This is a genomic window from Pseudomonas auratipiscis (assembly GCF_036324085.1).
In the GTDB taxonomy this organism is placed as follows: domain Bacteria; phylum Pseudomonadota; class Gammaproteobacteria; order Pseudomonadales; family Pseudomonadaceae; genus Aquipseudomonas; species Aquipseudomonas auratipiscis.
Genome location: NZ_JAZDCU010000014.1, coordinates 91,772 through 116,322 on the forward strand (window position 1 = coordinate 91,772; position 24,551 = coordinate 116,322).

The window sequence follows — 24,551 nt, forward strand, 5'->3', positions numbered from 1 at the left end:
CCTCACTCAACTTGAAGGGTGGCAATGACCTGGCCGGGCTCGACCGGATCGCCGTCTTCTACCTGGAAGTCGACAAGCCTGCCGCTGACGCCGGCAGTCAGTTCGGAAAACTGCTTCATCACCTCGATCAAGCCAATGACGGTCTCGGCATCGACACGGGCACCGGGCTCGACGAAGCAAGGCGACTCGGGGGTGGCTTTACGATAAAACGTCCCTGGAAGAGGGGTGACTACGCATTGCTCGGCCATGACTGTTCCTTTTGAAATAGTTGTAGAAAGGCAGGCTGGAAAAAATCAGCAGGGGCATGCGCTGGAGCGCAGCACCCAGGTATCAACGACTCAGGGGGTTGCCACACGAATTCCTGCAGCGTCGAGCGCCGCCCGCGTGGCCTGGACCAACGCCAGGGCTCCGGGGGTATCGCTGTGCAGGCAAATGGAGTCGAATTCAATGGCCAGGTCCTGGCCCTCCACCGTCATCACTTTGCCCTGCTGGCAGGCGCGCACCACGCGGGCTGCAACCTCCTCGGGATCGAGTGCCCGAACCTTGCGGGTGAAAACAATCGAACCGCTCAGGTCGTAGTCACGGTCGGCGTAGAACTCACGCACGGTTGGCTGACCCAGTTCCTGGGCCACGCGCCAGGTAGCCGAATTGGGCATGCAATACAGCATCAGCGCCGGGTCCAACTGATGCAGGGTCTGGACAAAAAGCCGTGCGGCTTCCTCATCGCGGGCCAGGTGCATGTACAGCGCACCATGAGGCTTGATGTGCTGCAGGTTCATGCCCTGAATGCGCGCCAGTTCCCGCAGGGCACCGAGCTGATAAAAGATGTCGTCGACCAGTTCCTGCGCTGGGGCATTGATGTGCCGACGGCCAAATCCGACCAGGTCCCGAAAACCTGGATGCGCACCGACCGCCACCTGGAGTTGCTTGGCCTGCTCCAGCGTGCGCCGCATGGTGCCGGGATCGCCGGCATGGAAGCCGGTGGCGATGTTGGCAGAGCTGATAAAGGCCATCAGCTCGCTGTCCACGCCATCACCGATGGTCCATGGGCCAAAGCTTTCGCCCATGTCCGAATTGAAATCGACTGCGTGCATCAAGGGTGCTCCCGTTCATTCGCTTGATGCTCGAACAGTAGAATTCCGCTTGCCCCTTGGGAAGATCTATTATCAGATGGTGGGTATTCTGAAAAACAGATACCTCAAGGTGCTGCATGTCCCTCACATTGCGACAAGTTCGCTATTTCGTCGCCACTGCCGAGATCGGCCAGATTTCACAGGCGGCGCTTCACCTGAACATCTCCCAGTCGGCGGTAACCACCGCAATCAAAGAGCTCGAAGCCCTGCTTGGGGTGGCCTTGTTCCTGCGCTCGGCACAAGGCATGAGCCTGACTGACGCAGGCCGGCACTTTCTCAACCGTGCCTACGTGATTCAGCGCAGCGTCGAGGATGCCCTCAACAGCCCCCTGCCCGACTACCGCGCCAGTGGCCTGCTGCGTGTCGCCGCCAGCTACACGGTGATTGGCTACTTTCTCCCCCATCACCTGCAGCGCCTGGGGCATTGGCATCCGGATGTGACCATCGAAGTTCACGAACAGGAACGCCAGGCCATTGAACTGGGCTTGCTCGAACATCGCTATGACATGGCCGTGGTGCTTACCGCTAACCTCACCCACCCAGACATAGTCTCCGAAACGCTGTTCAACTCGGAGCGCCGCCTGTGGCACCCTGCCCACCACCCATTGTGCCAGCGCACCGCCGTGAGCCTGGCTGATGTCGCCCGTGAGCCGTACATCCTGCTGACTGTCGACGAGGCCGAGCAAAGCGCCATGCGCTACTGGGAGCATGCCCGCCAGCAGCCGTCGGTAAGGGTGCGTACAAGCTCGGTGGAGGCCGTGCGCAGCATGGTCGCCAATGGCAGTGGTGTCGCGATTCTCTCGGACCTGGTGCATCGCCCCTGGTCGCTCGAAGGTAAACGCATCGAGACCGTGGGCCTGAGCGACCCGGTGACCCCGATGAGTGTCGGCCTGGCCTGGCACCGTGAGCGCACATTCACACCAGCCATGCAGGCGGTGCGTGGCTACTTCCACGAAGCTTTCCTAACCCCGCAACAATCGCTGATGCGCAGATAGGCCCGCGTGCCTTCACATTGGACAAGCGCTCAAAGCCCACCATACTGTTTTTTCACTGCAAGCCAGCTTGCAGGCAGCACCCAGGATTGATCAGCGTACTTCAGCGCAATAAGGAGTTCCCATGGCAGGATGGTTTGAGTTGGGCACCAGCAGCGACGGTCAATACCGTTTTGTGCTCAAGGCAGGTAATGGCGAGACGATTCTTACCAGCGAGTTGTACAAGGCCAAGGCGTCCGCTGAAAGCGGCATTGCCTCGGTCCAGGCCAACAGTGGTACGGATGAACGCTACGAGAAGAAAGAAGCCAGCAATGGCAAATTTCACTTCAACCTCAAGGCAGCCAACCACCAGATCATCGGCAGCAGCCAGATGTATGCCAGTGCGCAATCACGCGATGCCGGCATTGCTTCGGTGAAAACCAATGGCAGCAGCAAGACCATCAAGGACAACACTTGACCCAAGGCTTTGCAGGTGTGTGCCGGGCGCTGTAGGGAAAACTGCGCCCAGCCACCCTGAGCCTCCATTGCCTTTGCGCAAGCCCGAGCCTATAGTCGCGGTCGGCGTCTTCCACGCCACCGTCCGCGGAAAGGGCAGCGCCCAGGACAGTACACCAGGAATTCTACTTACGACTCCCGGCCTGATAGCGGACAAGGCTCGCACAAGGAGTTCGTATGCCTGCTCGACTGTCTTCACCGTCCCACGATGGACGCATCAATCTTGAACAACAGCGCAAGCGCGCCAAAGAGCTGCTCCAACGCCTGCGTACAGGCACCGCGCCTGAGCATCTGGCGCAACTGGGTTCACGTTCATCGGCACCGCGCCTGGCCGATGCACAATGGTTAATTGCCCGTGACCTGGGGTTCAGCAGTTGGCCCAAGCTCAAGGCCCACATCGACGCCATCGATTTCGCCGCACGCAACCCGCAATTCGTCGCCGACGATGAGGCCCGCACACAGCACTGGCGCTGCGGCAACGACATCCAGCACAGTTTGAATCTGGCTGGTTTTACCGGCTCGTTTCACATGTTCACCGACCCTTTGTGCATGGGCCCGGTTCGCGATCTGCCCCTTGAGCAATACCAGGCCATGCGCATTGACTACATCAGCAAGGCCTACGCCCTCGAGCGCACTTTTGTGCAGCGCAAGATGCTCGATGAGTACGGCCAACTGCCGTTGCTTGAGGATTGCCCACGGGCGGTGCTCTGGTGCGAAGCGGATGCCTACGACCAACTGTTTCTGATACGCCTGCTTGCCAGCCTGGAACGCATGCCCCAGCGTCTGGAACTGATCCAGATCGACCATATGCCCGGTGTGCAACGATTCATCGGCATCGGCCAACTGGCGCCGGATGTACTTGCCTGGTTGTGGCCACAACGTCAACCCGTCACCCAACCCATGCTGCAACTGGCCCGACAAGCCTGGGTGGCCTACTGCGCACCCTCGCCAGAAACATGGGCGCAATTGGCACACCGCCGCGACTTGTGCCTGCCCCTGCTTGCACCGGCACTACTACGACAACTGCAGGAATTACCGGGATTGCACGATGGCTTGTCGCTGACTGAACGGTTGTCATTGCAGTTCATCAGCGAACAGGGTGAAGTGGCGTTTGCCCGCGTGTTTGCCGAACTGATGGGCAAACGAGAACCATTGCCGTACCTGGGCGACATGATGTTCCATGCGATGTTACGGCCCCTGATAGATTCACCGACACCGTTAATCAGCGAAACACAGACAGATTTGGAGTGGACGCGACGAACGCTGCGCTTGACTGCCCTGGGTGAACGAGTGCTGGCAGGTGACGCCAACTGGCTGCAACAACAAGCCCCCGAGCGTTGGGTAGGCGGCGTGCGACTGCTGGCCGGACAAGGACATTGGGCGCTGGACAAAGAATTATGGCCAGTATGGCGCCCATAACCGGCTGCCACCCTGCCTGCTTCCGACCTGCTGTTGATCTGCTCTTGAACTTGATCTTGATCTTGATCTTGATCTTGATCTACCCGCCCCGTTAACCAGAAGGGCCGAGCGAAGGTGTTGCGAAAGGGCTAGCGCGCAGCGCCTTCGGCTTGGCCGAAGTTGCGAATCGTAGTGTTGCTTGCAACACGTAGATCGCAATGCCCTGTAGCGACACCGTAGCGAGGGGACCCGAAGCGCAGCGTAGGGCCCCTGGTGGGGCAAGCCCTTTGCTTACTTTGGGGCGACTGCCAAAGTAAGGCGCCGTAAGGGCGCAAAGGTGATTCAGCGCCCCCCTAGCAAACGGATAAGCACTCAATTAGCTCAAGCCGAGGCTTGCCGAGCCACCAAAGTCACCCAGTAGCGACTGCGCGTTTGCACAGTCAACGGCAAACTCGCCGCCAACAAATCAAGAATCCGATCGGTATCATTGAGCTGAAAAGTACCAGTGACACTGAATGATTCCAGCACCGGCTCCCAGCGCAAAATCCCCGGACGATAACGGGCAACTTCACGCAAAAACTGCCCCAGCGGCTGATTCTCGACACTCAACACACCATCGCGCCAATCAGGCAGATGCGGATCGAAACGGCCCATGGCACCACTGCCATCGGCGTACAACGTCAATTGATCACCGTATTGCAGGGTCAGCGCCATACCCTGTTCCGGACGTACCCGCACTGCACCTTGCACAACGGAAATACGACAACTGTCAGCATCGCGGCGTAGACAGACCTGTGCCTGGCCCGTCGCGACGCGCCCAAGACCAAAATCCACGTTGATCGCCTGCGCGCGACTGACGCTCAAGGCAATCTCACCTTCGATCAAACTCAGTCGATGCTGCGCCATGTCCAGATCCACAGCAGTGTCCGTATTCAACTGCAGCATGCTGCCATCAACCAGGCGCACACCCCGACGCTCGCCGACGGCAGTACGCAAATCCGCTCGCCACGCTGCAAAGGGCAATTGTTGGCTGAGCACCCAACCGCCTGGCAGCAACACAGCCAAGGCCAGGCCACGCTTGAGCAAGGTGCGACGATCGCTTTGCGGGCGATCCAGACTGGCCATCGCCAACGCTTGCGGCACGGTCTGAAAACGCTGGCGCAAGCCCTCGGCGCGCTGCCACACCTGCTCATGACGGGGATCGGCTGCACGCCAATGATCAAGCCGCTGCAGATCATCGGCACTTGCCCTTCCTGAATCGAGCAATGCCAGCCAACCGGCCGCGACCCGAGCCAGTTGCCGCGCCTCGGGGCTACTGGTGCGGTTCATAGTTCAATCAACAGGCAGTGTTCATAGGCTCGAGCCATGTAGCGCTTGACCGTACGTTCGCTGACCTGCAGACGCTCGGCAATCTGCGCATAGCCCAACCCTTCGAGTTGCGACCAGAGAAATGCCCGACGCACCGGCAGGGCCAAGCCGTCGAGTACTTCGTCCAGTGCCTGCAGGGTTTCCAGCAACAACCAACGCTGCTCTGGTGAGGGCATCAGCGCTTCGGGCAGGTTGGCCAGGGCTTCAAGGTAGGCGTGCTCAAGACTGCGGCGTTTGTAGAAGTTGACCAACAGACGCTTGCCCACCGTCAGCAGGTAGGCCCTCGGTTCGCGCAGCTCTTCGAGCACCTGCGGGCTGGCCAGCACCCGCAGGAAGGTGTCCTGGCTCAAGTCGGCCGCATCCCAGCGATTGCCCAGGCGCTGGTGCAACCAGTTCTCCAGCCAACTACGGTGATCTCGATAAAGACCGTGCAGCGTCTGCTCGGAAAGGACCACCGCTTCGCTCATCTAAAAAGCACCTGCAAGGCAAAGGAATCAAATGAGATTGATTCTAATTAAATCCCCTGGCACAAGCCAAGTGCTGTTAACGCATCGGTTGATTTTATTCACTACGACGGGCCAGGCCGGAAACGATGGCCACCATCAGCAGACTGATCCCCCAGCCCACAAGAATCTCAAACCAGATCAACAGACGCACAAAGTGCTTCCAGCCGAAAGCCGTGAATTCGTCCCAGAAGCCTTGCTTGGGTGTCGGCACCAAAGGCGCCCAATCCGCCTCCTGCTGCAAGTCGACCAACGGCATCAGCACGTCCAGCGAATACGCCAAGGGGCTGAACCCGGTGTATTCCTCGCGCAGGCTGTCGCAAAGGTACCAATTGCCCTGGCCATAAAAATTCGGATCGGTTTCCTGCCCGGGATTTAGCAGGCGCCAGGCTTCGCCCCGATCAGGTCGACAGTCGAGATAGGCCAGGTTCTGGAACACCATCGGATTGCTCGGCGCAAACACCCCGTGCTGAGCGGCTGCATACCAGAACACCGAAGCACAACTGAGCCAGATACCCACGAACCAGAACAACAACTGCATTGGACGGTAACCGTAACCGGTGAGCAGCCCGTAGAGCGCATGCAGGCCAAGAGCAATACGCGAGTAGATGGCTGCGATCCAGGTCGGCCAACCCTTGGGTGGCTGGCCTACGTGGCCAATAGCGCGCAACTGCTGCTCATAGATGATCCCCAGTTCACGTGCTTCGGCAGTATGTCCCATTTCAACCAGCACGCGTTGCAACTGCCGCCAGGGCTGAGGGCGAAAGTCCTTGGCAAGTTCGGTAGCAGGCCGGTCCTTTTCAAGGCTGGGGATCTGCTGACGCAACCACGCTGAACGGAACTTGGGGTTGACTGGAGCGCGGGCTGAGAGTGCGCCATAAACAAAACCGTTGAGGGCAAGGTTCTCACCCCAGGTATGCTCGTCGTCGTCGAGCTCGGTCACTTTCGCGCCGACAAATGAGGCATTGGCCAACTTGTTCTGCAGTGCTCGAAGCAGCAACGGGCCCGACACCTGCGCACGGTCGAGAACCAGCGAAGCACCGGTTTTTCCTTCAAACCATGCGCCGCAACCATCGAAGCCGGCTGCAATCCTCGCGTCGGTGAAATTGACCGATTTATGCGCGTGAAAGCCTTTTCCAAGGCGCACCTTACCGGTCAATACACAGCGAACCGCAATCAGCGAATTGTGCTCGTCACCTTCGAAAACAGCATCCTTCTCACAGATTAAATCGCCTTCGATCCGAGCGCCGGTAAATTGAACAAGCCCCTTTGCATGAAAACCTCCGTGCAGCAGGATGCTGCCGGTCATCACCAAACCCGTTGCACTGAAAGCTACGTCACTCATGCCATCAAAGCAGGCGTCGCGACAGATGACTTGCCCAGCGATATTGGCACCAACAAATCTTACAGAGCCCTCGGCACAGAACCCATCGACAAGGAATACACCGCCGCCGACTATTAGCCGATCAGCCATCAAGGCTGCCTTTTGCGATGCCTTGAATGTCCCACTACAAAAAAACCGACCCTCGATACGTGCGCCGATCAGCCTAACGTCACCCTTTGCAGTAAATTGATCGCCGAGAAAAAAACTCCCTTCAACATGCAATTGATCAGCAAAAAGTGCACCTCCACCGTCTCCATCGATAGCCGCGCCGTCAAGGTTCAATTCTCCACCGATATGCGCACCAGCAATATCGATCCTGCCAGTACAGCGCAAACCGTTAAGAGCCACTGCTCCACGGACACTCACGCGCGAAGCGATAACCCCAGGGCTGGCACAGTCGATGAGCCACAGTGAGCCGTTGAGTTGAGCGTCAGTCAGGTCAGGCGCGAACTCGAACGTGCAATCCCAAAAGCCCAGCGAATGGGTCAAAACCGTTCCGCTCAAATCGAGAATGCCGACGATATAAGCGCCATGCAGACGCACACCTGACTCATGAACAGACCGAGTCTTATCCGCGTCCAACATCACAAACCGCAGAAAACTAGCACGTACCCGATTGTCGGCCGTTGCCTTGTCAGGGCGTTCGTGCCCCAGATACACAACATCACCTGATGGGCGATCAGCGATCAATTTCCCTTCAGCCGCTGACAATGGGGAGAAATCGCTAAGCGTCCTGTCTGTTGCGTGCATGACTGATCTCTCTGGCAAAAGCCAGCAATACTAAATTGCCACTAGTCGTTCAGCCAGCCCTTGCGGATTTTTCTCTGCAGCCTATGCCGTAGATGCATCAACGCGCAGCCTGAAACCGCGGGCATTGCCCTTCAACTTGATAGCGCAACGTCAGCAGTTGACCAGCGGTGTTTTCATAGGTCATCAACATCGGCGCGGCTGCGCAACCTCTGGGCATGGGGGTCTGTGCGATGAGCCGGGCGACATCGACCGATGTGCCGTAGGCGTAGTCCTGCACCGTAGGAAGGGTTCTGCCGGTTTGCGCTGCGTAGGCCTGCACAGCCTGCTCATGGGCAAACAGACGCGTGTCCTTCACCTCTGCTGCCCAACCCTGCGCGCCTGCACCTGCCAGCAGTACTAACGCTGCCCCAGCCAAACCTTGCATGCGCTTCATTTGCTCTTACCTCGCATGTGATGAAACGGCAGTACTGAGAAGCTTACGCCTGACAGCGGCGCCCCACTACAAGGCAATGTCCAGTGCCTTGCGCAGTTGTGCACCACGGCTGTCGGATGCCGCGCTGACTAATGCGTAGTTGTAGTCACCGTGGGACCAATAGCGCGCTTGCAGTTGCCCATCAGTGCGTTCACCACTGGGCATGCGAGCAAAGTGCTCGCCAGGCGAGCGCAGAAACAGACTGATTCGTTGTCCCTGGGCGTCTTCGAACACCACCAGGGCGGCCGGCCCCTGTTCGTTGCTCAGCAGCCGTGCACCCAGTGGGGTGAAGCCGTAGGAGGACAAGTCCGGCAGGTTACCGACGTGGCGAAAATATTGCCCCAGCCATGCTTGCAGCCGCGCAGGATCACGGGCGCTCAAGTCCAGGGCGCTGGCGTCGGCAAACAGCCGGTGCGCCTGCACGGCATCGGCCATCGGCAGGTTGCCAGCCATCAGGCTCGACTCGCGCACTTGCCAGCCGCCCAGGCCACCGATCCCCAGCGTCACCAGTAGCACCGCTGCACTGGCCCAGCGGCGCTGCCAGCGTCGGCGTAGCTCGCGGCGCAGATGAGCCGGATCAAGCCGTGGATTAGGCACCTGCCCGGCGAACCCGGACATCGCCGCACGCAGTTGTCGGGCATCACGGCGCCAACCTTCGACGCGCATGGCCTGCTCGGGGTTGGCGGCCAGATAACGCTCTACCGCGCGTCGACGCTCCGTTTCCAGGCATTCATCCACGTAGGCGTGCAGCTCATCTTCCGATGGAATCAACTGACTCATTTCAACCTCCGCAACACCGGGGATACTGTAGTGCCCTCGGCCAATTCACGCAGCGCTGCCCGCGCCCGCGACAATCGCGACATCACTGTGCCGATCGGTACATCCAGGGCCTGGGCGGCCTCCTTGTAACTCAAGCCCTCGACACTGACCAGTAGCAACAAGGCCCGCTGTTCGGTGGGCAATAGCGCAAAAGCTGCCAGGCCAGACTGGGCCAGGACAATGTCCTCCGTGGCATTGCCCTGCTCTTCGGCACGTCCGAACCAGGACAGCCAGCGGGCATGCCGACGCTCGCGGCGTTTGCCATCGATAAACTGCCGGTAAAGGATGGAGAACAGCCAGGCGCGCAAACTCTCCTGCTCGCGCTGCTGGCTGCGGCGGCTCAGGGCACGCTCGACGGTGGCCTGCACCAGGTCATCGGCGCTGTTTGCGTCGCGGGTCAACCACACGGCGAAGCGCCGCAGTCGCTCGAGCATCTCGCGCAGTTGCTGGTCATTTAATTCATGCATTGCCGGGGCCTTGGCCTTCAAGCGTTAAGTGTACGAGGCAGACGCTGCAGAGGAAAAAATATTCCCTGCCATGGGAATAAATTTAATACCCAGGCGTCGTACCGGCTCATTCACTGACCCGGATCGTCGCCATGAGCACTCCGTTACACGGTCGTCCCCGCACCCTGCGCCTGGCTGCCATTGGCTTTGGCCTGACCGCCCTGGCCGCCGGTTTTGCCTATGCCGCCGGTTGGATCGGCAGCGACCGCCTCACCCCCAAGCGCATTATCGACACATTTGAGTCCCAGGCCGGTCACTACCCCGGCTATCGAAAGAACCACGCCAAGGGATTGTGCGTGAGTGGCTACTTCCAGAGCAGCCAGCAGGCTGAACCGCTGTCCCGTGCCCGGGTATTCAGCCAGCCGCGGGTTCCGGTAATCGGTCGTTTCGCCATAGGCGGCAGCAATCCCTACAACGCCGACACCAGTGTGCCGACCCGCAGTCTGGCACTGCAACTGAGCAGTGACGACGGCGAAATCTGGCGTACCGGCATGAATACCCCCCCGGTGCTGGCGGTGAGCACGCCACAAGCCTTCTACCAACAGGTTCTGGCGATGACCCCGGACCCGGCAACCGGCAAACCCGACCCGGCACGTGTGCAGGCGTTTTTCGCCGCCCATCCCGAAAGCGCATCGTTCCGCCAATGGGCCAAGGACTACAAAGCCCCGAACAGCTTCGCCAACTCCAGCTTCAACAGCATCAACGCCTTTGCCCTGATCGACCGCGACGGCAACAGCCAGTTTGTACGTTGGAGCTTGTTGCCACAAACGCCGTTCGCCGCCCTGGAAGGTCAAGTCGACGACCGCGACTACCTGCAACACGACTTACACCAGCGCCTGGCCCAAGGCCCGTTACGCTGGACCCTGCGCCTGACCCTTGCACAAGCAGGCGATCCAGTCGATGACCCGGCCAAGCCCTGGCCGGCAGAGCGCCGTTCCGTCGATGCCGGCACCCTGGTCATCGAGCATGTCGACGGCCCCGAGCAAGGTGCCTGCCGCGACCTCAACTTTGACCCGCTGATCTTGCCCACTGGCATCGAGCCATCGGCTGACCCGATCCTGGCAGCACGCTCGGCAGCGTACGCCGAGTCCTTCAACCGCCGCAGCTACGAATCGGCCGACTTGGGAGCACGCCCATGAAACCTGTTGCCTTTCATCCTTTGGCGCGCCTGTTGCACTGGCTGATGGCCGTGCTGATCATGGCGATGCTGTTCATTGGCGTCAGCATGATCGCCGACCTGACCCCGCGTCACACCTGGCTGCTTAGCCTGCACAAGGCGATTGGTCTGGCCTTGTTGCTGCTGGTGTTGGCGCGCATGGTCCTGCGTCTGACCCTGCCCCACCCACCCTTGCCTGCCGATCTTCCAGCGGTGCAGCGTCTGGCTGCCGGGGCTTCTCATCTGCTGCTGTACGGCTTGATGCTGGCCATGCCATTGATTGGTTGGGGCATGCTCTCGGCGGGAGGCTATCCGCTACCACTGCACCTGCCGGCGCTGCTGCCCCATGACCTGACCCTGTATGCCTTGCTGCGCCAGGCCCATGGCTGGCTGGCCTATTTACTGTTCGCAACGGTGCTGGTGCATCTGGGCGCAGCGCTGGTCCATGCACTGGTGCGGCGCGACGGTGTGTTGCGCAGTATGTGGCCTGCGCCGTTGGGTAATACCGGAGAAAGCGACAAACAATAACGATTCTTATTATCAAGGGATTTTTCCCAGATAGCTTTTCCGGCACAATACAACGCTTGCCTTTTGAGCTTTGGATAGCCATGAACAGCGCACAGGATCCTGCCCAACCCACTTCATCGATCAGCACCGAGTCCAGTTTCGACCTGCGCCCGCTGCTGGTTGCCAACATGGCCTGCACCATGGCGATGATGGCGTTTGTCTCCTTGATTGGCCCTATTGCTCGCACCCTCAGCCTTGCCACTTGGCAGGCCGGGGCTGCGGTGACGGTGGCCGGAGTGATCTGGATGTTGCTGGCCAGGCCCTGGGGCCAGCTCAGTGATCGTCTTGGCCGGCGCCGGATTCTATTGCTCGGCACGGCCGGTTTCACCGTGGCTTACTGGGCCTTGTGTCTGTTCATCGATTCCGCATTGCACCTTCTACCCAGCGCTACCCTGGCCTTTGCCGGGCTGGTGATCGGGCGCGGCTTGATCGGCGCTTTTTACGCCGCGCTGCCGGTCGGTGGCACGGCGCTGATCGCTGACAACGTTGAGCCACAGCACCGTGCCCGCACCTTGGCATCACTCGGTGCGGCCAACGCTGTCGGCCTGGTACTGGGTCCAGCCTTGGCGGCGCTGCTGGCTCGTCACAGTTTGAGCCTGCCTTTTTACGTGATGGCGTTGCTACCGATGCTGGCTTTTGTCGTGCTGTTGCTCAAGCTCAAGCGTCAGGAGCTGCACCTAAAGCAACCGCCACGCCCGGTCCGCCTTAGCGATCCGCGCTTGCGCCGGCCTTTGCTGGTGGCGTTCGTGGCCATGCTCGGTGTTTCGGTAGCGCAGATCACCGTCGGCTTTTTCGCCCTCGACCGCTTGCGCATGAACCCGGCAGACGCCGCGCAGACCGCAGGCATTGCGCTGACCATGGTGGGTGTAGCGCTGATCTTCGCGCAACTGCTGGTGCGCAGGTTGCAGTGGCCACCGCTGCGCATGATTCGCGCAGGCGCGAGCGTTTCAGCCTTGGGCTTTGCCGCCGCCGCTTTTGCTCCCAGCGCGCCATTGCTCTGGGCCAGCTTCTTTGTTTCGGCCTGCGGGATGGGCTTCGTGTTTCCGGCCTTCTCGGCATTGGCGGCCAATGCCATGGACGCCTCCGAGCAAGGCGCCACGGCCGGTTCCATGAGCGCTGCACAAGGCCTGGGCGTGGTTATCGGCCCCCTGGCCGGAACGCTGATCTACGCGGTAGATCCGCGCCTGCCGTACCTGATTGTGGCCGGGCTGCTGCTATTGGTCGGACTGTGGCCCCACCCCAATTCCGTGTCCATACAGGCGGGCCGCTAAAGCTTCGCGGAATGTGCTTTAATGCTCCGCCAAAAATTTTTAACACATAAGGCGGCTATGGACACGGGGACACGACTCAAACTGGTGCGTGAACGCAACAAACTCTCCCAGCGGGAGCTGGCCCGTCGTAGCGGGCTGACCAACTCGACGATCTCGCAGATCGAGCAGAATCGCGTCAGCCCCTCGGTCAGTTCCCTGAAAAAACTGCTTGAGGGCATTCCCATGTCGCTGGCAGAGTTCTTCAGTTTTGACGAGCCGCCACGTGAAGAGCGTTTTGTATTCCGCTCAACCGAGCAGCCGGACCTGGGCAACAGCGGCCTACGCATGCTATTGGTCGGTGCCAGTGTCGAAGGCCGGCAAATGCGCATGCTGCGCGAACTGTATGCGCCAGGTGCCGATTCCGGTGACGAGCCCATCGTTCACTCCGAAGGTGAAGAGTGTGGTCTGGTAACCCGCGGCACCATTGAGCTGCGTGTCGGCGGTCAGGTCAGCATCCTCAACTCCGGTGACGGCTACTACTTTCCGACCACCCTGCCCCACAGTTTCAAGAACATCGGCCAGGACGAAGCAGAAATCATCAGCGCCAACACACCAGCGAACTTCTGATCGTAGGCTGCCCTGCGCTGGGGTCAGTGCAGCCTGTAGGTAGGGTGTCGGCCGGGTTGCGGCCGATCGCGGGCAAGCCCGCGCCTACCGGTTGCGCCCATAGAGACCGCTACATCCATCCCAACCAGTGCCACCAAGTCGCCGCAAACACCAGCATCAGCAGATAGCCAATCACCGTTACCAGAATCCCGACACGGGCAAATTGCTTGGCGCTGAATGTTTCGGTCCCCAGGCACACCATGTTCTGCGGTGCGTTGATCGGCAGGATAAAGCCATAGCTGACGACAAAGCCCAATGCCATGGTCATGCCCAAGCGGCTGAAATCACCCGGCAAGGTCTGCAGAACCGCAATCAGAATCGGCAACAGCGCCGAGGTCAACGCGGTGGCACTGGCAAAGCCCAGGTGAATCAAAATCAGAAACGCCGCCAGAATCGAAAACACCCCCAGAGTTCCCAATTGATCCAGCCCGGTATTGGCCACTACCTGCGCGCCTAACCATTGCCCGGCCTGCGTGGTGAGCAAGGTGGTGCCCAGGCTGATACCAACCCCGAAGACAATCACCGTTCCCCAGGGAATCCGCGCCTGCACATCTTTCCAGGTCATTACCCCAACGCGAGGCAGTAAGAGGATGACCAACCCTGCATAGGTTGTCGAAGTGGTATCGAAGCTGTGCAGCTTGCCCTCGGTCGCCCAGGCCAACAGCAGTAGCACCGACACCCCAAGCAGGCGCTTCTGCGCTCCGCTCATCGGCCCTAGTTCAGCCAGGGTCTTGCTGACCGCCGCCTTGCCGCCGGGAATACTGTCGCTTTCGGGCGGCAACAATTTGAGCACGATGTAAATCAGCACCGCCGACATGATCACCGCCCATGGCGCACCGGCGATCAACCAGTCGATCCATGACACCCGCGCGCCGAGCATCTTGTCCATGAAACCCACTGTCAGCAAGTTTTGCGCTGCCGCCGTCTGGATACCGATGTTCCAGATACTGGTACCTTGAGCGACGATGATCATGATACCGGCGGCAATGTTGGAGCGCTTGTCGACGCCGAAGGCGGCGATCACCCCCATCATGATCGGCACCACACACGCGCTGCGCGCCGTGGCGCTGGGCACTACCAGGCTGAGCAGGATAGTCACCGCCACGGCGCCGAGCAGAATACGTCGGGTACTGACGCCAACGCTGGAAAGCGTCACCAGGGCAATGCGCCGGTCCAGCCCCGTATGGGTCATGGCTGCAGCAATGAACAAGGCGCCCACCACCAAGGCCAGTGCGCTGTTAGAGAAGCCGGTAAGGGCCAGGCTGATGGCCGCCGAGGAGCCATAGGTCACCGATGGATCGGCCACGGTCGGCGCTGTGCCGAGCAGAAATGCCATCAACGAGGTGATCATGATTGCGCTGGCTTCGTACGACACGGCCTCGCTGATCCATACCACCACGGCAAAGGCCAGGATCGCCAGCACGCGGTGACCGGCCACCGGCAAGTCGGCGGGCAGCGGCAGCATCAACACCCCGACCAATGCTGCTATTGCCAACAACAAGCCAATTGGAATCTTGACCCGGGCAGGTTGTGCACTCGGTGCACTTGCCGACGAACTCATGAGCATCTCCCTGTAATACATGAGTGACCATCATCAGCCACTTCACCTGTGAACGAACTGATGCGCATCAACACCAGCAGAGCGAGCATTGTCAGACAAAATGTAGTGCGCAAAAAAAATCACTACAAAACCTATTGACGCCGTTCGTCGGCCCTTGCATGATGAGGCCGTCTCCCCGATCGGGGACACTGGCAAGGGTGTTCCAGGCAGCTCGAAGGATCCATGAGCTGTATGCGGATGGGTACTGCCCAAAAGGCAGCGTGTAAAAGCCCCCAGTTGTGACGCTGCTGTAGCAGCTTTCTTTCAACGCTACATGACGTGTTTGAACTCAACTAAAAATGGCCTAGGGGGCTTTATGATGAATCTGAACAATCAACCGACTATCGACGAATTGGCTCAACTGTTCGCAGCGCGTAAAGACACGCTCGACAGCCACATTCTCTGGGTTTGCGAAGAGGGCGAAGTTCGCCTGGACGGCCTGGGGACCCTCACCGATGAAGCACAGTTCGAGCAACGCACGCCGAACATGCGTGCCCGGTTGAAGATGTACCGTCGTGGTCAAGGCTATGTCGGCAAGAAAGCCGCCGCCGACACCCAGTACGTAGGCCGTGTTCTGCAGACCCTGCAGCACGAGTGGTCGACACTGCAAAACCAGCCAGGCGTTGCGGTAATCGATCGCCTCTGCTGATAACAGCACTTATTGCAATACCAAAGCCCAGTGCCTGCACTGGGCTTTTTTCATGCTGTCGATATCTGGCTACAATGGCGCTTTTCCTGCAGAGAGTTGCCATGAACAATCCCGCATTCGGAACCGGCGACGCCTCCTACCAGGCCGCAGGCGGCATCGAGGGCCTGCGGCGCCTGGTCGATGATTTCTATCGATTGATGGATGAGAGCCCGGATGCCCGCCCGGTGCGACAGATGCACCCGGACAACCTCGACAACGCGCGAGACAAACTGGCCTGTTTTCTGAGCGGGTGGCTCGGTGGCCCGTCACTGTTCAAGGAGCGCTATGGATCGATCGCCATTCCGGCATTCCATGCCCAATGGCCGATCGATCAATCCCACAGCGACATCTGGTTGAGCTGCATGGAGCAAGCCATCGCCAAGCAAGGCTACTCAGCCGCGTTTGCCCATTACCTGCTGCTGCAACTGCGTGTGCCGGCCCAGCGTATTGTCCAGGCCAGCCACAATCGCCATTCTCAAGCCTGACGCCGCAGGGGTATCTGCTCTATCGGGAACTCACCGGTGAGCAAGGCCCTGGCCCGATTTACCCCCCAGACCATGGCCCGGGTCATGGTTTCGCCGGGGCGGCTGGGATAATACTCCTCCACCATCGCCTTGCCATGGCTGGCGTAAATGCCGATAAACAGTTGCGTGGCGCCCGTACGCGACAGCCTGACTTGAACATCAATGTTGGTACCGTCACTGAGCAGCTCATCGTGACTGCGGCTATGCAACTGGGCGTCCGCCCATTGCCAGTATGTTTCTTCCCTGATACGCATCGGTCATCCCCTGTATTGAAAGCAGCCGGACAAGTAAGGCATACATGCGCCAATCACGCGAGCATCTATGCCGCAACCTTTGAGCAAGGTCAAACAATGCATAAAAAACCCCGCGACATTGTGCGGGGTGGTGTGAAGGAGTTCACTTTTTCAACGGGATCCTGGGCATGAAACGACCCTTCTTCGCACGTTGCAGGTGGCACGGTTTGGCGTGATCAGCCTCATCCTGGGTCATATGGGCAAACCCCAGGCGAAATGCAGATTGGCCACAACGTACCTGACTGTTGATGGGAAATTCGTCGCCGTTGTCCTCGAAATACGATTCACTCATGCCCTGTCTCCCTCTGACAGTGGGTCGGTATGGGCAAATAGTTGGTTGCCCGGAAATTACCGTCCCAAGTGATTCAGAGACTAGCCGGTCATTTATCGACCATGGAGACAAAAAGCAAAAAGCCCGACCAGTGGCCGAGCCATTTTGTCGCACCCAAGTGTCTACCGGAGCTTGACCGCTGTCCCAGTGACAAACACCACGACCATGCCGCCGCGCGCAGATGGCATGCTGATTTCATAATCCAGGCCCACGACCGCATCAGCCTGCAGGCTGCGCGCGCGGGCTTTGATTTCATCCGTCGCTTGCTCGCGGGCTTCCTTCAATGCGCTTTCCAGGGTTTGCGAACGACCGCCGAAAAAGTCCCGAAAGCTGGTGAAAACGTCACGAACCACGTTGATACCCTGGACCGATTCGGCGCTGACCACGTCCAGGTAGGCGGCGATCTGGCGCCCCTCGATAGTGCCTGTGGTGGTGATGATCATACTGCTCTCCTTCGGTCTTGCAGGTTGTACGCCCAGCCCTAGCGGCTCGGCTAAAGCGCGATGGTAACAAATGCCAGCGGCGATGAGCCCAGCCAGTAGTTTGTGTTAACCCCCAGGCGCTCTTAGACTGCAGCCACGACTCACCCTTGCGAAGGATGCGCAAATGTCCTCCCCCGCTACGCCTGCGAGTGCTTCCTGGGCCGAACTGCTGCACGGTCGCAACGCCCTGCGCTCGATCGCATTGGCTGGCGGCGTGGCACTGCACGCGATCAACGTTTACATCGTGACCACCATTCTGCCGACGGTCATCGCCGATATTGGCGGGCTGGCGTTCTATGCCTGGAGTACGACGCTGTTCGTGGTCACGTCGATCATTGGCTCTACCCTTTCGGCACGCCTGCTCGAAGGGCTTGGCGCGCGGCGCGCGTTCCTGCTGGCACTGACGATCTTCGCCGTAGGTTCAATCCTCTGCGCAGCGGCGCCGAGCATGCCGGTGCTGCTTACCGGTCGCAGCGTCCAGGGCCTGGGCGGTGGGGTTTTGTTTGCCCTGAGCTATGCCCTGATCCGTCTGGTGTTCGACGAGCGCTTATGGCCTCGCGCGATGGCCATGGTCTCGGGCATGTGGGGCCTGGCGACGCTGTGTGGGCCAGCCATTGGTGGCGTGTTCGCCGAGGGCGGACATTGGCGCTGGGCATTCTGGGCCCTACTGCCGGTAATCGGCCTGCTGGCGGTCATTGTGGTCACTCAACTGAACAACAGCCTCGCCGCCACCTCCAGTAGCACACGCCCACCCTACGCTTTGATTGTCTGCCTGGTCGCTTCGGTGCTGGCTATTTCGGCAGCCAGCCTCAGCAGTCACTTGCTGTGGAATTTGCTCGGCATTGGCGCCGGCCTTGCCATCGCCGTGCTGATTGCCCGCCTGGATCGAAACCCGCAAAGCCGATTGCTGCCCACGGGGGCCTATTCGCTTGGCAGCCGGCTCGGTGTGCTGTACGCAATGATGTGCCTGTTGATCGCAGCGGTGACCACCGAGATTTTCGTGCCCTATTTTCTTCAGCAGATCCACGGCCTCGGGCCTCTCGCCGCGGGCTATATGACCGCAGCCATGGCAGCTGGCTGGACAGTCGCTGCATTACTGAGCGCCAGCCGTACAGGGGATGCGGCCGAGCGGATGATGCGCGTTGGCCCGGTGATCATCGTGTTGGCAATGTTGGCCCTGGCATTGATGACAGCGCAGCTTGGATGGCTGCGCACCACAGTCGGCGTGGTCAGCTACTGCCTTGCCCTGGCCGGGGTTGGACTGGGTATCGGCGTAGGCTGGCCACACCTGCTGACGCGCGTGCTGAGCTCGGCGCGTCCTGGCGAGGAAAACCTGGCATCGGCCTCGATCACCACCGTGCAACTGTACGCCACAGCCCTGGCTGCGGCACTCGCTGGCGTCGTAAGTAACAGTGCAGGCCTGGTTGAACCTGGCGGCGTAGTCGGGGCCCAGCACGCCGCCGCGTGGCTGTTTGGTGTGTTCACGCTTGCTCCGCTGCTGACGCTCCTGCTGGTTCGACGCATTACCGGCACCCGCGCACTTGCCCTGGCCTGATGCGCAGTTCAATCAAGCCCGGCCTTGCGCCGTAACTCGACCCGCCAACAGTCGCGACCCAAACACATTGATCAGCAACCCGACCATTACCAGCCCCGCCCCCCAGCCTTGCAGCGGTGTCAGCCGCTCGCCCAGCAACAGCGCCGAGGAGCTCAAACCCACCACCGGCACCAACAACGAGAACGGCGCCACCTTGCCTGCGGGGTAACGTGACAGCAGGTAACTCCACAGGCTGTAGCCAAGCATGGTGGCAATAAAGGCCAGGTACGCCAGCGACAGGATTGAACTCCACCCGATCCCGCGCAACGAGCTTTCAATCAGGGTCGGTCCTTCCAGCCACCAGGACAGCGCCAGGAACGGCAACGGCGGGATTAATCCGCCCCAGATCACCAGTGCGACCAGATCTATATTGCCGAAGCGCCGGGTAATAATATTGCCCATGGCCCACATCGCCGCCGCACACAAGGTCAGCAACAGCGCGAAAAACGGCACGCTGGCGCCGTTCTCGCTGCCAATCAGAGTCAGCCCTCCCGCTGCGACCAGAAGCCCCAGCACACTTGCTGCACGCAGCCGCTCGCCAAGAAAGATCGCGGCAAAGAACAGGGTGAAAAAGGCTTGCGACTGCAACACCAGCGAGGCCAGACCCGGTGGCATGCCATTGCCCATCGCCTCGAAGAGAAAAGCGAACTGACCCAGTGAAATGGTAGCGCCATAAGCGATCAGCCAACGCCAGGGCAACTGTGGGCGCTTGACTAGCAACACCGCCGGAAATGCCACCAAGGCAAAGCGCAGCGCCCCCAGTAACATCGGTGGCAAGCCATCCAGGCCAACCTTGATCACGACGAAATTGACACCCCAGGCAATAATTACCACCAGGGCCAACAGTAAGTCCTTTAACGGCATATCCCGATCCGGCTTTGTAATATTTCGCAACAGCATAACCTTATGCTCGCGTTGCTGGCATCCCGGATGCGACCTGCACCTGCCCTTGAGTCCGCCGCAGCCCAGAGTGTTCGTGGCCTTGGCACTGATAGACGAGGCTTATCGATCAGTCACTAAAAGCAATTTGACGCCACCCCAGTGCCTCCCTATGCTCGATAAGGCGCACTCCTGTTCAATGCATTTGCACCCATGCATTCCCCGCCGCGACGGGAGCCTGATCAAAAGAGGCAATGGCATCTGTGAACGCAAGCGACAACACATTGGTCGATGGTTTCGATCGCAAGATCGACTATCTCAGAATGTCGGTCACCGATCGCTGCGACTTCCGTTGCGTCTATTGCATGGCCGAAGACATGCAGTTCCTGCCTCGCCAACGCATTCTTACCCTTGAAGAGCTGTATCAGGTCGCCGAGCGTTTCGTCGCCATGGGCACACGCAAAATTCGCCTCACCGGGGGCGAACCGCTGGTACGCAAGGGCATCGTCGATTTGTGCGCCCGCATTGCCGCGCTGCCAGGCTTGCGCGAGCTGTGCATGACCAGCAATGGCTCGCAGCTTGGGCGCCTGGCCAAACCGCTGTTCGATGCGGGCCTGTCGCGCCTCAACATCAGTCTGGACAGCCTCGATCACCAGCGTTTCAAGGCGCTTACCCGTACGGGTGATCTTGATCAGGTAATCGCCGGGATCGACGCGGCACGAGCAGCGGGGTTTCGCCGCACCAAGCTCAACTGCGTGGTACTCAAGGGCCGTAACGACGGCGAGATCAATGATCTGGTGCGTTTTGCCATTGATCGTGAGCTGGATATTTCCTTTATTGAAGAAATGCCGCTCGGCGTCATCAGCGAACATGAGCGAAGCGAGTCGTATTGCTCCAGCGATGAAGTTCGCGCACGCATTGCCGAGCAGTTCACCCTGATCGAATCCGCCGAGTCCACCCAGGGCCCCTCACGCTATTGGCGCCTGGCCGAAGCCGCGCACATTCGCATTGGTTTCATTTCCCCCCACAGCCACAATTTCTGCGCCACCTGCAACCGGGTACGACTCACAGTCGAAGGCCGCTTGTTGCTGTGCCTGGGCAATGATCACGCCAGCGACTTGAAACAGGTACTGCGCGCCCACCCCGGCGACAACGCACGCCTGGACAAAGCCATTCGCGATGCCATGGGTCTGAAACCCTACAGTCATCACTTCGACGTCAATGGTGATGTGCAGATACTGCGCTTCATGAACATGACCGGCGGCTAGACGCTGCGCGGTTTACCCGCCTCTATCGATCCTCTGCACTACCTTTCGGGCATAACTGCGCCTGTCTTCATGAGTTTTCGCTACAACGCCCTCACTTGACTGCGCTTGTATATACATGATGATATCTGCAAACGTCACCGACCCTGTGTCCGGTCGGCGATCAACCGCTCGACAACAACAAAATGCGGAGATCCACAGCAATGACCCAGGCCAGCGCTTCGCGCAGCAAGCCATTGATCGAGCGGCGCTCGATCGACTACATCCCGGAAAATGAGCGACACGGACGCCTGTACAGCCAATTCACCTTATGGCTGGGCGCCAACCTGCAGATCACCGCAATTGTGACCGGGGCCTTGGCCGTGGTGCTCGGTGGCGATGTGTTCTGGTCACTGATCGGCTTGCTGATCGGCCAACTGGTGGGGGGCGCAGTCATGGCACTGCATGCCGCCCAAGGGCCGAAGCTGGGGCTGCCGCAGATGATATCCAGCCGGGTGCAATTCGGTGTTTATGGCGCAGCCATCCCGATCACCCTGGTGTGCCTGATGTACTTGGGCTTCACGGCTACCGGCACTGTGTTGTCGGGCCAGGCCATTGGCCAGTTGCTGAGCGTCAGTGACAGCACAGGGATCCTCATCTTTGCCGGCGTGATCGTACTGGCGACGGTGTTCGGCTACCGCATGATCCATTGGATCGGGCGCATCGCCAGCGTGCTGGGGATCATTGCCTTCGTCTACCTGTTTAGCCGCATCCTGACCATTACCGACATCAGCCAGCTTCTGCAAAACCGCCACTTCACCTGGGCGTCGTTTCTGTTGGCGGTATCACTGTCGGCTTCCTGGCAGATTTCCTTTGGACCTTATGTAGCAGACTACTCGCGCTACCTGCCAAGCAATACCTCCTCGTTCAAGACCTTCCTGGCCGCAGGCCTTGGCTCAGTGGTGGGCTCACAAGCTTCGATGATGCTTGGGGTATTTGCCGCAGCAATTGCCAATGGGCAGTTCTCCGGCCGTGAAGTCGCCTACATCGTCGGCCTGGGTGGCACGGGTGCCACCGCGGCGCTGCTGTACTTCAGCATTGCCTTTGGCAAGGTGACCATCTCTACCCTCAACTCCTACGGCAGCTTCATGTGTATCGCCACCATCATCAGTGGCTTTCGCGGGCATATCGAAGTCAGCCGCCGTCAGCGCCTGATCTTCGTGCTGTGCATTGTCGGTGCTGCGACGATCATCGCCCTGCTTGGGCAGCACTCGTTCCTCGCCGCGTTCAAGTCGTTCATTTTGTTCCTGCTGACATTCTTCGTGCCCTGGAGCGCGGTCAACCTGGTGGATTACTACTTCATCACCAAGGAACGCTATGACGTACCGGCGCTGGCCGACCCCAAGGGCCGCTATGGACGCTGGAACTTGCCTGGCATTATCGTCTACACCATTGGTGTACTGATCCAGATGCCGTTCATTTCAACCAAGCTCTACACCGGCCCAATGGTTGCCCACCTGGGCGGTGTCGATGTGTCGTGGATCATTGGCCTGATCGTCCCGAGCGTGCTGTATTACCTGGTCGCCCGCGGCAAGGCAGCCCAGGCGCCGGCGCACATGATTCTGCCGAAACCGGCTGCATCCTGAGCTGACATTGCGCGTTGCCCACCGTTCCCACGGTGGGCAACGACCGTTCGGCGCACGACAGAATAACGACATATTTTTATGCTGTAATTGATCTTGTAGGCCACTTCACCCCTCGAGGGTACTGCCATGAAGATCAGAGTGTCGGTCGTGTTGCTTCTCGCTGCCTTGTGCGCGTTTCCCGCCTTGAGCCCAGCGGCTCAAACCGCGCCCCCGCAAGCCGATTCCGTTGCCTTGACTACCCGCTTGGCCCTGCGTGACCTGTGGGTGGAGCATGTTTTCTGGATTCGCAACTATGCCATCGCCAACCAAGCCGGTAATCGCCAACAGGCGGATACTGCCAGCCAGGAAGTGGTCAATAACGCCACCGCGATAGCCAACAGTATCGCACCGCTGTATGGCCAACCTGCCGCTGACCAGTTACTTCAATTGCTCGGTGGACACTGGGGTGCGGTCAAGCACTACAGTGACGCCACTGTCAGTCAATCCGCTTCCGGCAAGCAGGCAGCCGTGGACGATTTAACCCGCAACGCCAAGGCCTTGGCCAAATTCCTCTCCAGCGCCAATCCCTATTTGCCTGAAGTAACGCTGACGACCCTGCTCGTTGCACACGGAGGGCACCATATCGCCCAGATCGACGAGTTGGCGAAAAAGGACTACAAGGCAGAAGCTGGCACATGGAAACACATGCGCGAGCACATTCTCGGGTTGGCCGACGCCTTGACGGCGGCGCTGGTCAAACAATTCCCGGACAAGTTCTGAGCGAGGTCTGTCGATGTTCGAAGGTCTCGGACGCACTCAACAGGATCTGCTTTCGGCACTGCTGTACAAGGTCGCGGGCATGAGCATCGAAGAGCTGGCCAGCCAGCTTGCAGTCACCCGCACAGCGGTGCGCCAGCACCTGGCCGCACTGGAGCGTGACGGTCTGGTGGTACGCGGCGATCTGCGTGCCACTGGCCGGCGCCCCGAGCAGCTATACCGCCTGAGCGTCAGTGGCAAAGAACTTTTTCCGCGCCACTACCACCTGCTGGCCAATTTGCTGATCGATGAAATCGCCAGCCTGATCGGCCATGAAGCCCTGGTGGCCTTGATGCGCAGCCTGGGTAGAAAGATGGCCGCAGACCTGAGTGCTACTCGCCTCGATGAGCAACAGATTGCCAACCACATGAACGATGTCGGCTATGAGTCCGAAGTGTTTTTTCGTTCGGGAGAAGCGACGCAGATAGTCGCTCACAACTGCGTATTCCATCAGTTGGCCGAAGCTCACCCGCAAATCTGTGAGCTCGACCTGGCATTGATTGGCAGCCTGGGGGGTGGGCAGGTGCAGCACCTGGAGTGCATGCTGCGCGGTGGCCAGGTCTGTCGATTTCAGCTGATACGCGACGCCTCATAACTTGGCGATCGACACCTCGGTGGATTTCACGAAGGCAATCACTTCGCTGCCCACGCGCAGCTCCAGTTCGTGTACCGAACGCGTGGTAATCACCGAGGTGACAATGCCAGCGGGTGTCTGCACGTCGATCTCCGACACCACTGGCCCTTCAATGATCTCCTTGACCGTGCCCTTGAACTGATTGCGTACGTTGATCGCCTTGATGGTCATGCCTGCTTCCTCGTTCCGGGGTGCACTGCGGCGCAGTGCTTAAGCTGCAGAGTGCACGCTCAGCGAGAAAACCAAAAAGAATAGTTAATCATTTTGTTAGATCTATATTGAATATCGGAGAAAGTCGCCCCCGGCTAGGCAGGGACGGTGAATGCTACTTTGGTCTAAGCCTGTGCATGGCCCGCCAATGCCCGAGATAGACAGGACAAGG

General features: G+C 59.5%; 28 protein-coding genes. 14 read left to right on the forward strand and 14 right to left on the reverse strand.

The window, feature by feature from the left end; translation table 11 throughout:
- Positions 1 to 2: 2 nt before the first annotated feature.
- Together V0R60_RS19035 and V0R60_RS19040 are read right to left on the reverse strand one after the other, a co-directional pair.
- On the reverse strand, positions 3 to 248 hold the full coding sequence (locus V0R60_RS19035) for an acetyl-CoA carboxylase (protein WP_330079983.1): 246 nt from the start codon (positions 246 to 248) through the stop codon (positions 3 to 5).
- Positions 249 to 338: 90 nt separating this feature from the next.
- On the reverse strand, positions 339 to 1,094 hold the full coding sequence (locus V0R60_RS19040; RefSeq protein WP_136476780.1) for a 5-oxoprolinase subunit PxpA: 756 nt from the start codon (positions 1,092 to 1,094) through the stop codon (positions 339 to 341).
- 116 nt (positions 1,095 to 1,210) lie between these two features.
- Here V0R60_RS19040 and V0R60_RS19045 point away from each other — a divergent pair, with 116 nt between their 5' ends.
- The 3 genes from V0R60_RS19045 (at position 1,211) to V0R60_RS19055 (ending at position 4,039) form a co-directional block, all read left to right on the forward strand.
- Positions 1,211 to 2,128 carry a LysR family transcriptional regulator gene (locus V0R60_RS19045; protein ID WP_330079982.1) on the forward strand — a complete coding sequence of 306 codons (918 nt, stop codon included), beginning with the start codon at positions 1,211 to 1,213 and terminating at the stop codon, positions 2,126 to 2,128.
- 121 nt (positions 2,129 to 2,249) lie between these two features.
- On the forward strand, positions 2,250 to 2,582 hold the full coding sequence (locus V0R60_RS19050; RefSeq protein WP_136476782.1) for a YegP family protein: 333 nt from the start codon (positions 2,250 to 2,252) through the stop codon (positions 2,580 to 2,582).
- Between the two features lie 215 nt (positions 2,583 to 2,797).
- Positions 2,798 to 4,039: a DUF1835 domain-containing protein gene (locus V0R60_RS19055; RefSeq protein WP_330079981.1), complete on the forward strand. Its 1,242-nt coding sequence runs from the start codon at positions 2,798 to 2,800 to the stop codon at positions 4,037 to 4,039.
- A gap of 360 nt (positions 4,040 to 4,399) precedes the next feature.
- On the opposite strand, the gene V0R60_RS19060 is transcribed toward V0R60_RS19055, so the two are convergent.
- The 6 genes from V0R60_RS19060 to V0R60_RS19085 form a co-directional block, all read right to left on the reverse strand.
- Positions 4,400 to 5,347: a FecR domain-containing protein gene (locus V0R60_RS19060; protein WP_330079980.1), complete on the reverse strand. Its 948-nt coding sequence runs from the start codon at positions 5,345 to 5,347 to the stop codon at positions 4,400 to 4,402.
- Positions 5,344 to 5,853 carry a sigma-70 family RNA polymerase sigma factor gene (locus V0R60_RS19065; RefSeq protein ID WP_330079979.1) on the reverse strand — a complete coding sequence of 170 codons (510 nt, stop codon included), beginning with the start codon at positions 5,851 to 5,853 and terminating at the stop codon, positions 5,344 to 5,346. Before V0R60_RS19065 ends, V0R60_RS19060 begins: the two co-directional genes overlap by 4 nt.
- 94 nt (positions 5,854 to 5,947) lie before the next feature.
- The gene (locus V0R60_RS19070; RefSeq protein WP_330079978.1) at positions 5,948 to 7,234 is read right to left on the reverse strand and encodes a membrane-associated oxidoreductase; all 1,287 of its coding nucleotides are present in this window, start codon (positions 7,232 to 7,234) and stop codon (positions 5,948 to 5,950) included.
- An 886-nt stretch (positions 7,235 to 8,120) separates the two neighbouring features.
- Positions 8,121 to 8,456, reverse strand: a complete 336-nt coding sequence (locus V0R60_RS19075) for a DUF2790 domain-containing protein (RefSeq protein ID WP_136476786.1) — start codon at positions 8,454 to 8,456, stop codon at positions 8,121 to 8,123.
- A 66-nt stretch (positions 8,457 to 8,522) separates the two neighbouring features.
- Positions 8,523 to 9,275: an anti-sigma factor family protein gene (locus tag V0R60_RS19080; protein ID WP_136476787.1), complete on the reverse strand. Its 753-nt coding sequence runs from the start codon at positions 9,273 to 9,275 to the stop codon at positions 8,523 to 8,525.
- On the reverse strand, positions 9,272 to 9,781 hold the full coding sequence (locus V0R60_RS19085; RefSeq protein ID WP_330079977.1) for a sigma-70 family RNA polymerase sigma factor: 510 nt from the start codon (positions 9,779 to 9,781) through the stop codon (positions 9,272 to 9,274). The genes V0R60_RS19080 and V0R60_RS19085 overlap by 4 nt, the downstream gene beginning before the upstream one ends.
- Before the next feature lie 131 nt (positions 9,782 to 9,912).
- Between V0R60_RS19085 and V0R60_RS19090 the strand changes: the two genes are divergently transcribed.
- The 4 genes from V0R60_RS19090 (at position 9,913) to V0R60_RS19105 (ending at position 13,420) form a co-directional block, all read left to right on the forward strand.
- Positions 9,913 to 10,959, forward strand: a complete 1,047-nt coding sequence (locus V0R60_RS19090; RefSeq protein WP_330079976.1) for a catalase family peroxidase — start codon at positions 9,913 to 9,915, stop codon at positions 10,957 to 10,959.
- Positions 10,956 to 11,504 carry a cytochrome b gene (locus tag V0R60_RS19095; RefSeq protein WP_330079975.1) on the forward strand — a complete coding sequence of 183 codons (549 nt, stop codon included), beginning with the start codon at positions 10,956 to 10,958 and terminating at the stop codon, positions 11,502 to 11,504. Before V0R60_RS19090 ends, V0R60_RS19095 begins: the two co-directional genes overlap by 4 nt.
- A gap of 80 nt (positions 11,505 to 11,584) precedes the next feature.
- The gene (locus V0R60_RS19100) at positions 11,585 to 12,814 is read left to right on the forward strand and encodes an MFS transporter (protein WP_136476791.1); all 1,230 of its coding nucleotides are present in this window, start codon (positions 11,585 to 11,587) and stop codon (positions 12,812 to 12,814) included.
- A 57-nt stretch (positions 12,815 to 12,871) separates the two neighbouring features.
- Entirely contained in the window at positions 12,872 to 13,420 is a 549-nt protein-coding gene (locus V0R60_RS19105; RefSeq protein ID WP_136476792.1) for a cupin domain-containing protein, read from the forward strand.
- Positions 13,421 to 13,529: 109 nt separating this feature from the next.
- On the opposite strand, the gene V0R60_RS19110 is transcribed toward V0R60_RS19105, so the two are convergent.
- On the reverse strand, positions 13,530 to 15,020 hold the full coding sequence (locus V0R60_RS19110) for a DASS family sodium-coupled anion symporter (protein ID WP_136476793.1): 1,491 nt from the start codon (positions 15,018 to 15,020) through the stop codon (positions 13,530 to 13,532).
- Between the two features lie 355 nt (positions 15,021 to 15,375).
- On the opposite strand from V0R60_RS19110, the gene V0R60_RS19115 reads away from it, so the two are divergent.
- Positions 15,376 to 15,708, forward strand: coding sequence for a hypothetical protein (locus V0R60_RS19115; RefSeq protein WP_136476794.1), 333 nt, complete (start codon positions 15,376 to 15,378; stop codon positions 15,706 to 15,708).
- Positions 15,709 to 15,809: 101 nt separating this feature from the next.
- Positions 15,810 to 16,232, forward strand: a complete 423-nt coding sequence (locus tag V0R60_RS19120) for a group II truncated hemoglobin (protein WP_178084189.1) — start codon at positions 15,810 to 15,812, stop codon at positions 16,230 to 16,232.
- On the opposite strand, the gene V0R60_RS19125 is transcribed toward V0R60_RS19120, so the two are convergent.
- The 3 genes from V0R60_RS19125 to V0R60_RS19135 form a co-directional block, all read right to left on the reverse strand.
- The gene (locus V0R60_RS19125; protein ID WP_136476796.1) at positions 16,223 to 16,525 is read right to left on the reverse strand and encodes a hypothetical protein; all 303 of its coding nucleotides are present in this window, start codon (positions 16,523 to 16,525) and stop codon (positions 16,223 to 16,225) included. The genes V0R60_RS19120 and V0R60_RS19125 overlap by 10 nt on opposite strands.
- Before the next feature lie 142 nt (positions 16,526 to 16,667).
- A complete protein-coding gene (locus V0R60_RS19130; RefSeq protein ID WP_136476797.1) occupies positions 16,668 to 16,856 on the reverse strand; it encodes a hypothetical protein in 189 nt (62 codons plus the stop codon).
- Positions 16,857 to 17,017: 161 nt separating this feature from the next.
- Positions 17,018 to 17,338, reverse strand: a complete 321-nt coding sequence (locus tag V0R60_RS19135) for a YbjQ family protein (RefSeq protein WP_136476798.1) — start codon at positions 17,336 to 17,338, stop codon at positions 17,018 to 17,020.
- Between the two features lie 163 nt (positions 17,339 to 17,501).
- On the opposite strand from V0R60_RS19135, the gene V0R60_RS19140 reads away from it, so the two are divergent.
- On the forward strand, positions 17,502 to 18,932 hold the full coding sequence (locus V0R60_RS19140) for an MFS transporter (RefSeq protein WP_330079974.1): 1,431 nt from the start codon (positions 17,502 to 17,504) through the stop codon (positions 18,930 to 18,932).
- A 12-nt stretch (positions 18,933 to 18,944) separates the two neighbouring features.
- Here V0R60_RS19140 and V0R60_RS19145 read toward each other — a convergent pair whose 3' ends face one another.
- Positions 18,945 to 19,835 (reverse strand): EamA family transporter, encoded by an 891-nt coding sequence (locus V0R60_RS19145; protein ID WP_136476800.1) that lies wholly within the window; start codon positions 19,833 to 19,835, stop codon positions 18,945 to 18,947.
- Positions 19,836 to 20,104: 269 nt separating this feature from the next.
- Between V0R60_RS19145 and moaA the strand changes: the two genes are divergently transcribed.
- From moaA to V0R60_RS19165, 4 genes are all read left to right on the forward strand, one after another.
- The gene (gene moaA / locus V0R60_RS19150; RefSeq protein ID WP_136476801.1) at positions 20,105 to 21,118 is read left to right on the forward strand and encodes a GTP 3',8-cyclase MoaA; all 1,014 of its coding nucleotides are present in this window, start codon (positions 20,105 to 20,107) and stop codon (positions 21,116 to 21,118) included.
- A 200-nt stretch (positions 21,119 to 21,318) separates the two neighbouring features.
- Positions 21,319 to 22,740: a purine-cytosine permease family protein gene (locus tag V0R60_RS19155; RefSeq protein ID WP_330079973.1), complete on the forward strand. Its 1,422-nt coding sequence runs from the start codon at positions 21,319 to 21,321 to the stop codon at positions 22,738 to 22,740.
- Positions 22,741 to 22,866: 126 nt separating this feature from the next.
- Complete coding sequence (locus tag V0R60_RS19160; RefSeq protein WP_330079972.1) at positions 22,867 to 23,499, forward strand: hypothetical protein; 633 nt, start codon at positions 22,867 to 22,869, stop codon at positions 23,497 to 23,499.
- Between the two features lie 13 nt (positions 23,500 to 23,512).
- Complete coding sequence (locus tag V0R60_RS19165; RefSeq protein WP_136476804.1) at positions 23,513 to 24,130, forward strand: helix-turn-helix transcriptional regulator; 618 nt, start codon at positions 23,513 to 23,515, stop codon at positions 24,128 to 24,130.
- Here V0R60_RS19165 and V0R60_RS19170 read toward each other — a convergent pair.
- Positions 24,125 to 24,340: a TOBE domain-containing protein gene (locus V0R60_RS19170; protein ID WP_136476805.1), complete on the reverse strand. Its 216-nt coding sequence runs from the start codon at positions 24,338 to 24,340 to the stop codon at positions 24,125 to 24,127. The genes V0R60_RS19165 and V0R60_RS19170 overlap by 6 nt on opposite strands.
- Between the last annotated feature and the right edge of the window lie 211 nt (positions 24,341 to 24,551).

Bases quoted from the DNA above. Each gene is read 5' to 3' on its own strand.
- V0R60_RS19035 (WP_330079983.1), bottom strand. From the start codon at position 248: ATGGCCGAGCAATGCGTAGTCACCCCTCTTCCAGGGACGTTTTATCGT.
- V0R60_RS19040 (WP_136476780.1), bottom strand. From the start codon at position 1,094: ATGCACGCAGTCGATTTCAATTCGGACATGGGCGAAAGCTTTGGCCCA.
- V0R60_RS19045 (WP_330079982.1), top strand. From the start codon at position 1,211: ATGTCCCTCACATTGCGACAAGTTCGCTATTTCGTCGCCACTGCCGAG.
- V0R60_RS19050 (WP_136476782.1), top strand. From the start codon at position 2,250: ATGGCAGGATGGTTTGAGTTGGGCACCAGCAGCGACGGTCAATACCGT.
- V0R60_RS19055 (WP_330079981.1), top strand. From the start codon at position 2,798: ATGCCTGCTCGACTGTCTTCACCGTCCCACGATGGACGCATCAATCTT.
- V0R60_RS19060 (WP_330079980.1), bottom strand. From the start codon at position 5,347: ATGAACCGCACCAGTAGCCCCGAGGCGCGGCAACTGGCTCGGGTCGCG.
- V0R60_RS19065 (WP_330079979.1), bottom strand. From the start codon at position 5,853: ATGAGCGAAGCGGTGGTCCTTTCCGAGCAGACGCTGCACGGTCTTTAT.
- V0R60_RS19070 (WP_330079978.1), bottom strand. From the start codon at position 7,234: ATGAGTGACGTAGCTTTCAGTGCAACGGGTTTGGTGATGACCGGCAGC.
- V0R60_RS19075 (WP_136476786.1), bottom strand. From the start codon at position 8,456: ATGAAGCGCATGCAAGGTTTGGCTGGGGCAGCGTTAGTACTGCTGGCA.
- V0R60_RS19080 (WP_136476787.1), bottom strand. From the start codon at position 9,275: ATGAGTCAGTTGATTCCATCGGAAGATGAGCTGCACGCCTACGTGGAT.
- V0R60_RS19085 (WP_330079977.1), bottom strand. From the start codon at position 9,781: ATGCATGAATTAAATGACCAGCAACTGCGCGAGATGCTCGAGCGACTG.
- V0R60_RS19090 (WP_330079976.1), top strand. From the start codon at position 9,913: ATGAGCACTCCGTTACACGGTCGTCCCCGCACCCTGCGCCTGGCTGCC.
- V0R60_RS19095 (WP_330079975.1), top strand. From the start codon at position 10,956: ATGAAACCTGTTGCCTTTCATCCTTTGGCGCGCCTGTTGCACTGGCTG.
- V0R60_RS19100 (WP_136476791.1), top strand. From the start codon at position 11,585: ATGAACAGCGCACAGGATCCTGCCCAACCCACTTCATCGATCAGCACC.
- V0R60_RS19105 (WP_136476792.1), top strand. From the start codon at position 12,872: ATGGACACGGGGACACGACTCAAACTGGTGCGTGAACGCAACAAACTC.
- V0R60_RS19110 (WP_136476793.1), bottom strand. From the start codon at position 15,020: ATGAGTTCGTCGGCAAGTGCACCGAGTGCACAACCTGCCCGGGTCAAG.
- V0R60_RS19115 (WP_136476794.1), top strand. From the start codon at position 15,376: ATGATGAATCTGAACAATCAACCGACTATCGACGAATTGGCTCAACTG.
- V0R60_RS19120 (WP_178084189.1), top strand. From the start codon at position 15,810: ATGAACAATCCCGCATTCGGAACCGGCGACGCCTCCTACCAGGCCGCA.
- V0R60_RS19125 (WP_136476796.1), bottom strand. From the start codon at position 16,525: ATGCGTATCAGGGAAGAAACATACTGGCAATGGGCGGACGCCCAGTTG.
- V0R60_RS19130 (WP_136476797.1), bottom strand. From the start codon at position 16,856: ATGAGTGAATCGTATTTCGAGGACAACGGCGACGAATTTCCCATCAAC.
- V0R60_RS19135 (WP_136476798.1), bottom strand. From the start codon at position 17,338: ATGATCATCACCACCACAGGCACTATCGAGGGGCGCCAGATCGCCGCC.
- V0R60_RS19140 (WP_330079974.1), top strand. From the start codon at position 17,502: ATGTCCTCCCCCGCTACGCCTGCGAGTGCTTCCTGGGCCGAACTGCTG.
- V0R60_RS19145 (WP_136476800.1), bottom strand. From the start codon at position 19,835: ATGCCGTTAAAGGACTTACTGTTGGCCCTGGTGGTAATTATTGCCTGG.
- moaA (WP_136476801.1), top strand. From the start codon at position 20,105: ATGGCATCTGTGAACGCAAGCGACAACACATTGGTCGATGGTTTCGAT.
- V0R60_RS19155 (WP_330079973.1), top strand. From the start codon at position 21,319: ATGACCCAGGCCAGCGCTTCGCGCAGCAAGCCATTGATCGAGCGGCGC.
- V0R60_RS19160 (WP_330079972.1), top strand. From the start codon at position 22,867: ATGAAGATCAGAGTGTCGGTCGTGTTGCTTCTCGCTGCCTTGTGCGCG.
- V0R60_RS19165 (WP_136476804.1), top strand. From the start codon at position 23,513: ATGTTCGAAGGTCTCGGACGCACTCAACAGGATCTGCTTTCGGCACTG.
- V0R60_RS19170 (WP_136476805.1), bottom strand. From the start codon at position 24,340: ATGACCATCAAGGCGATCAACGTACGCAATCAGTTCAAGGGCACGGTC.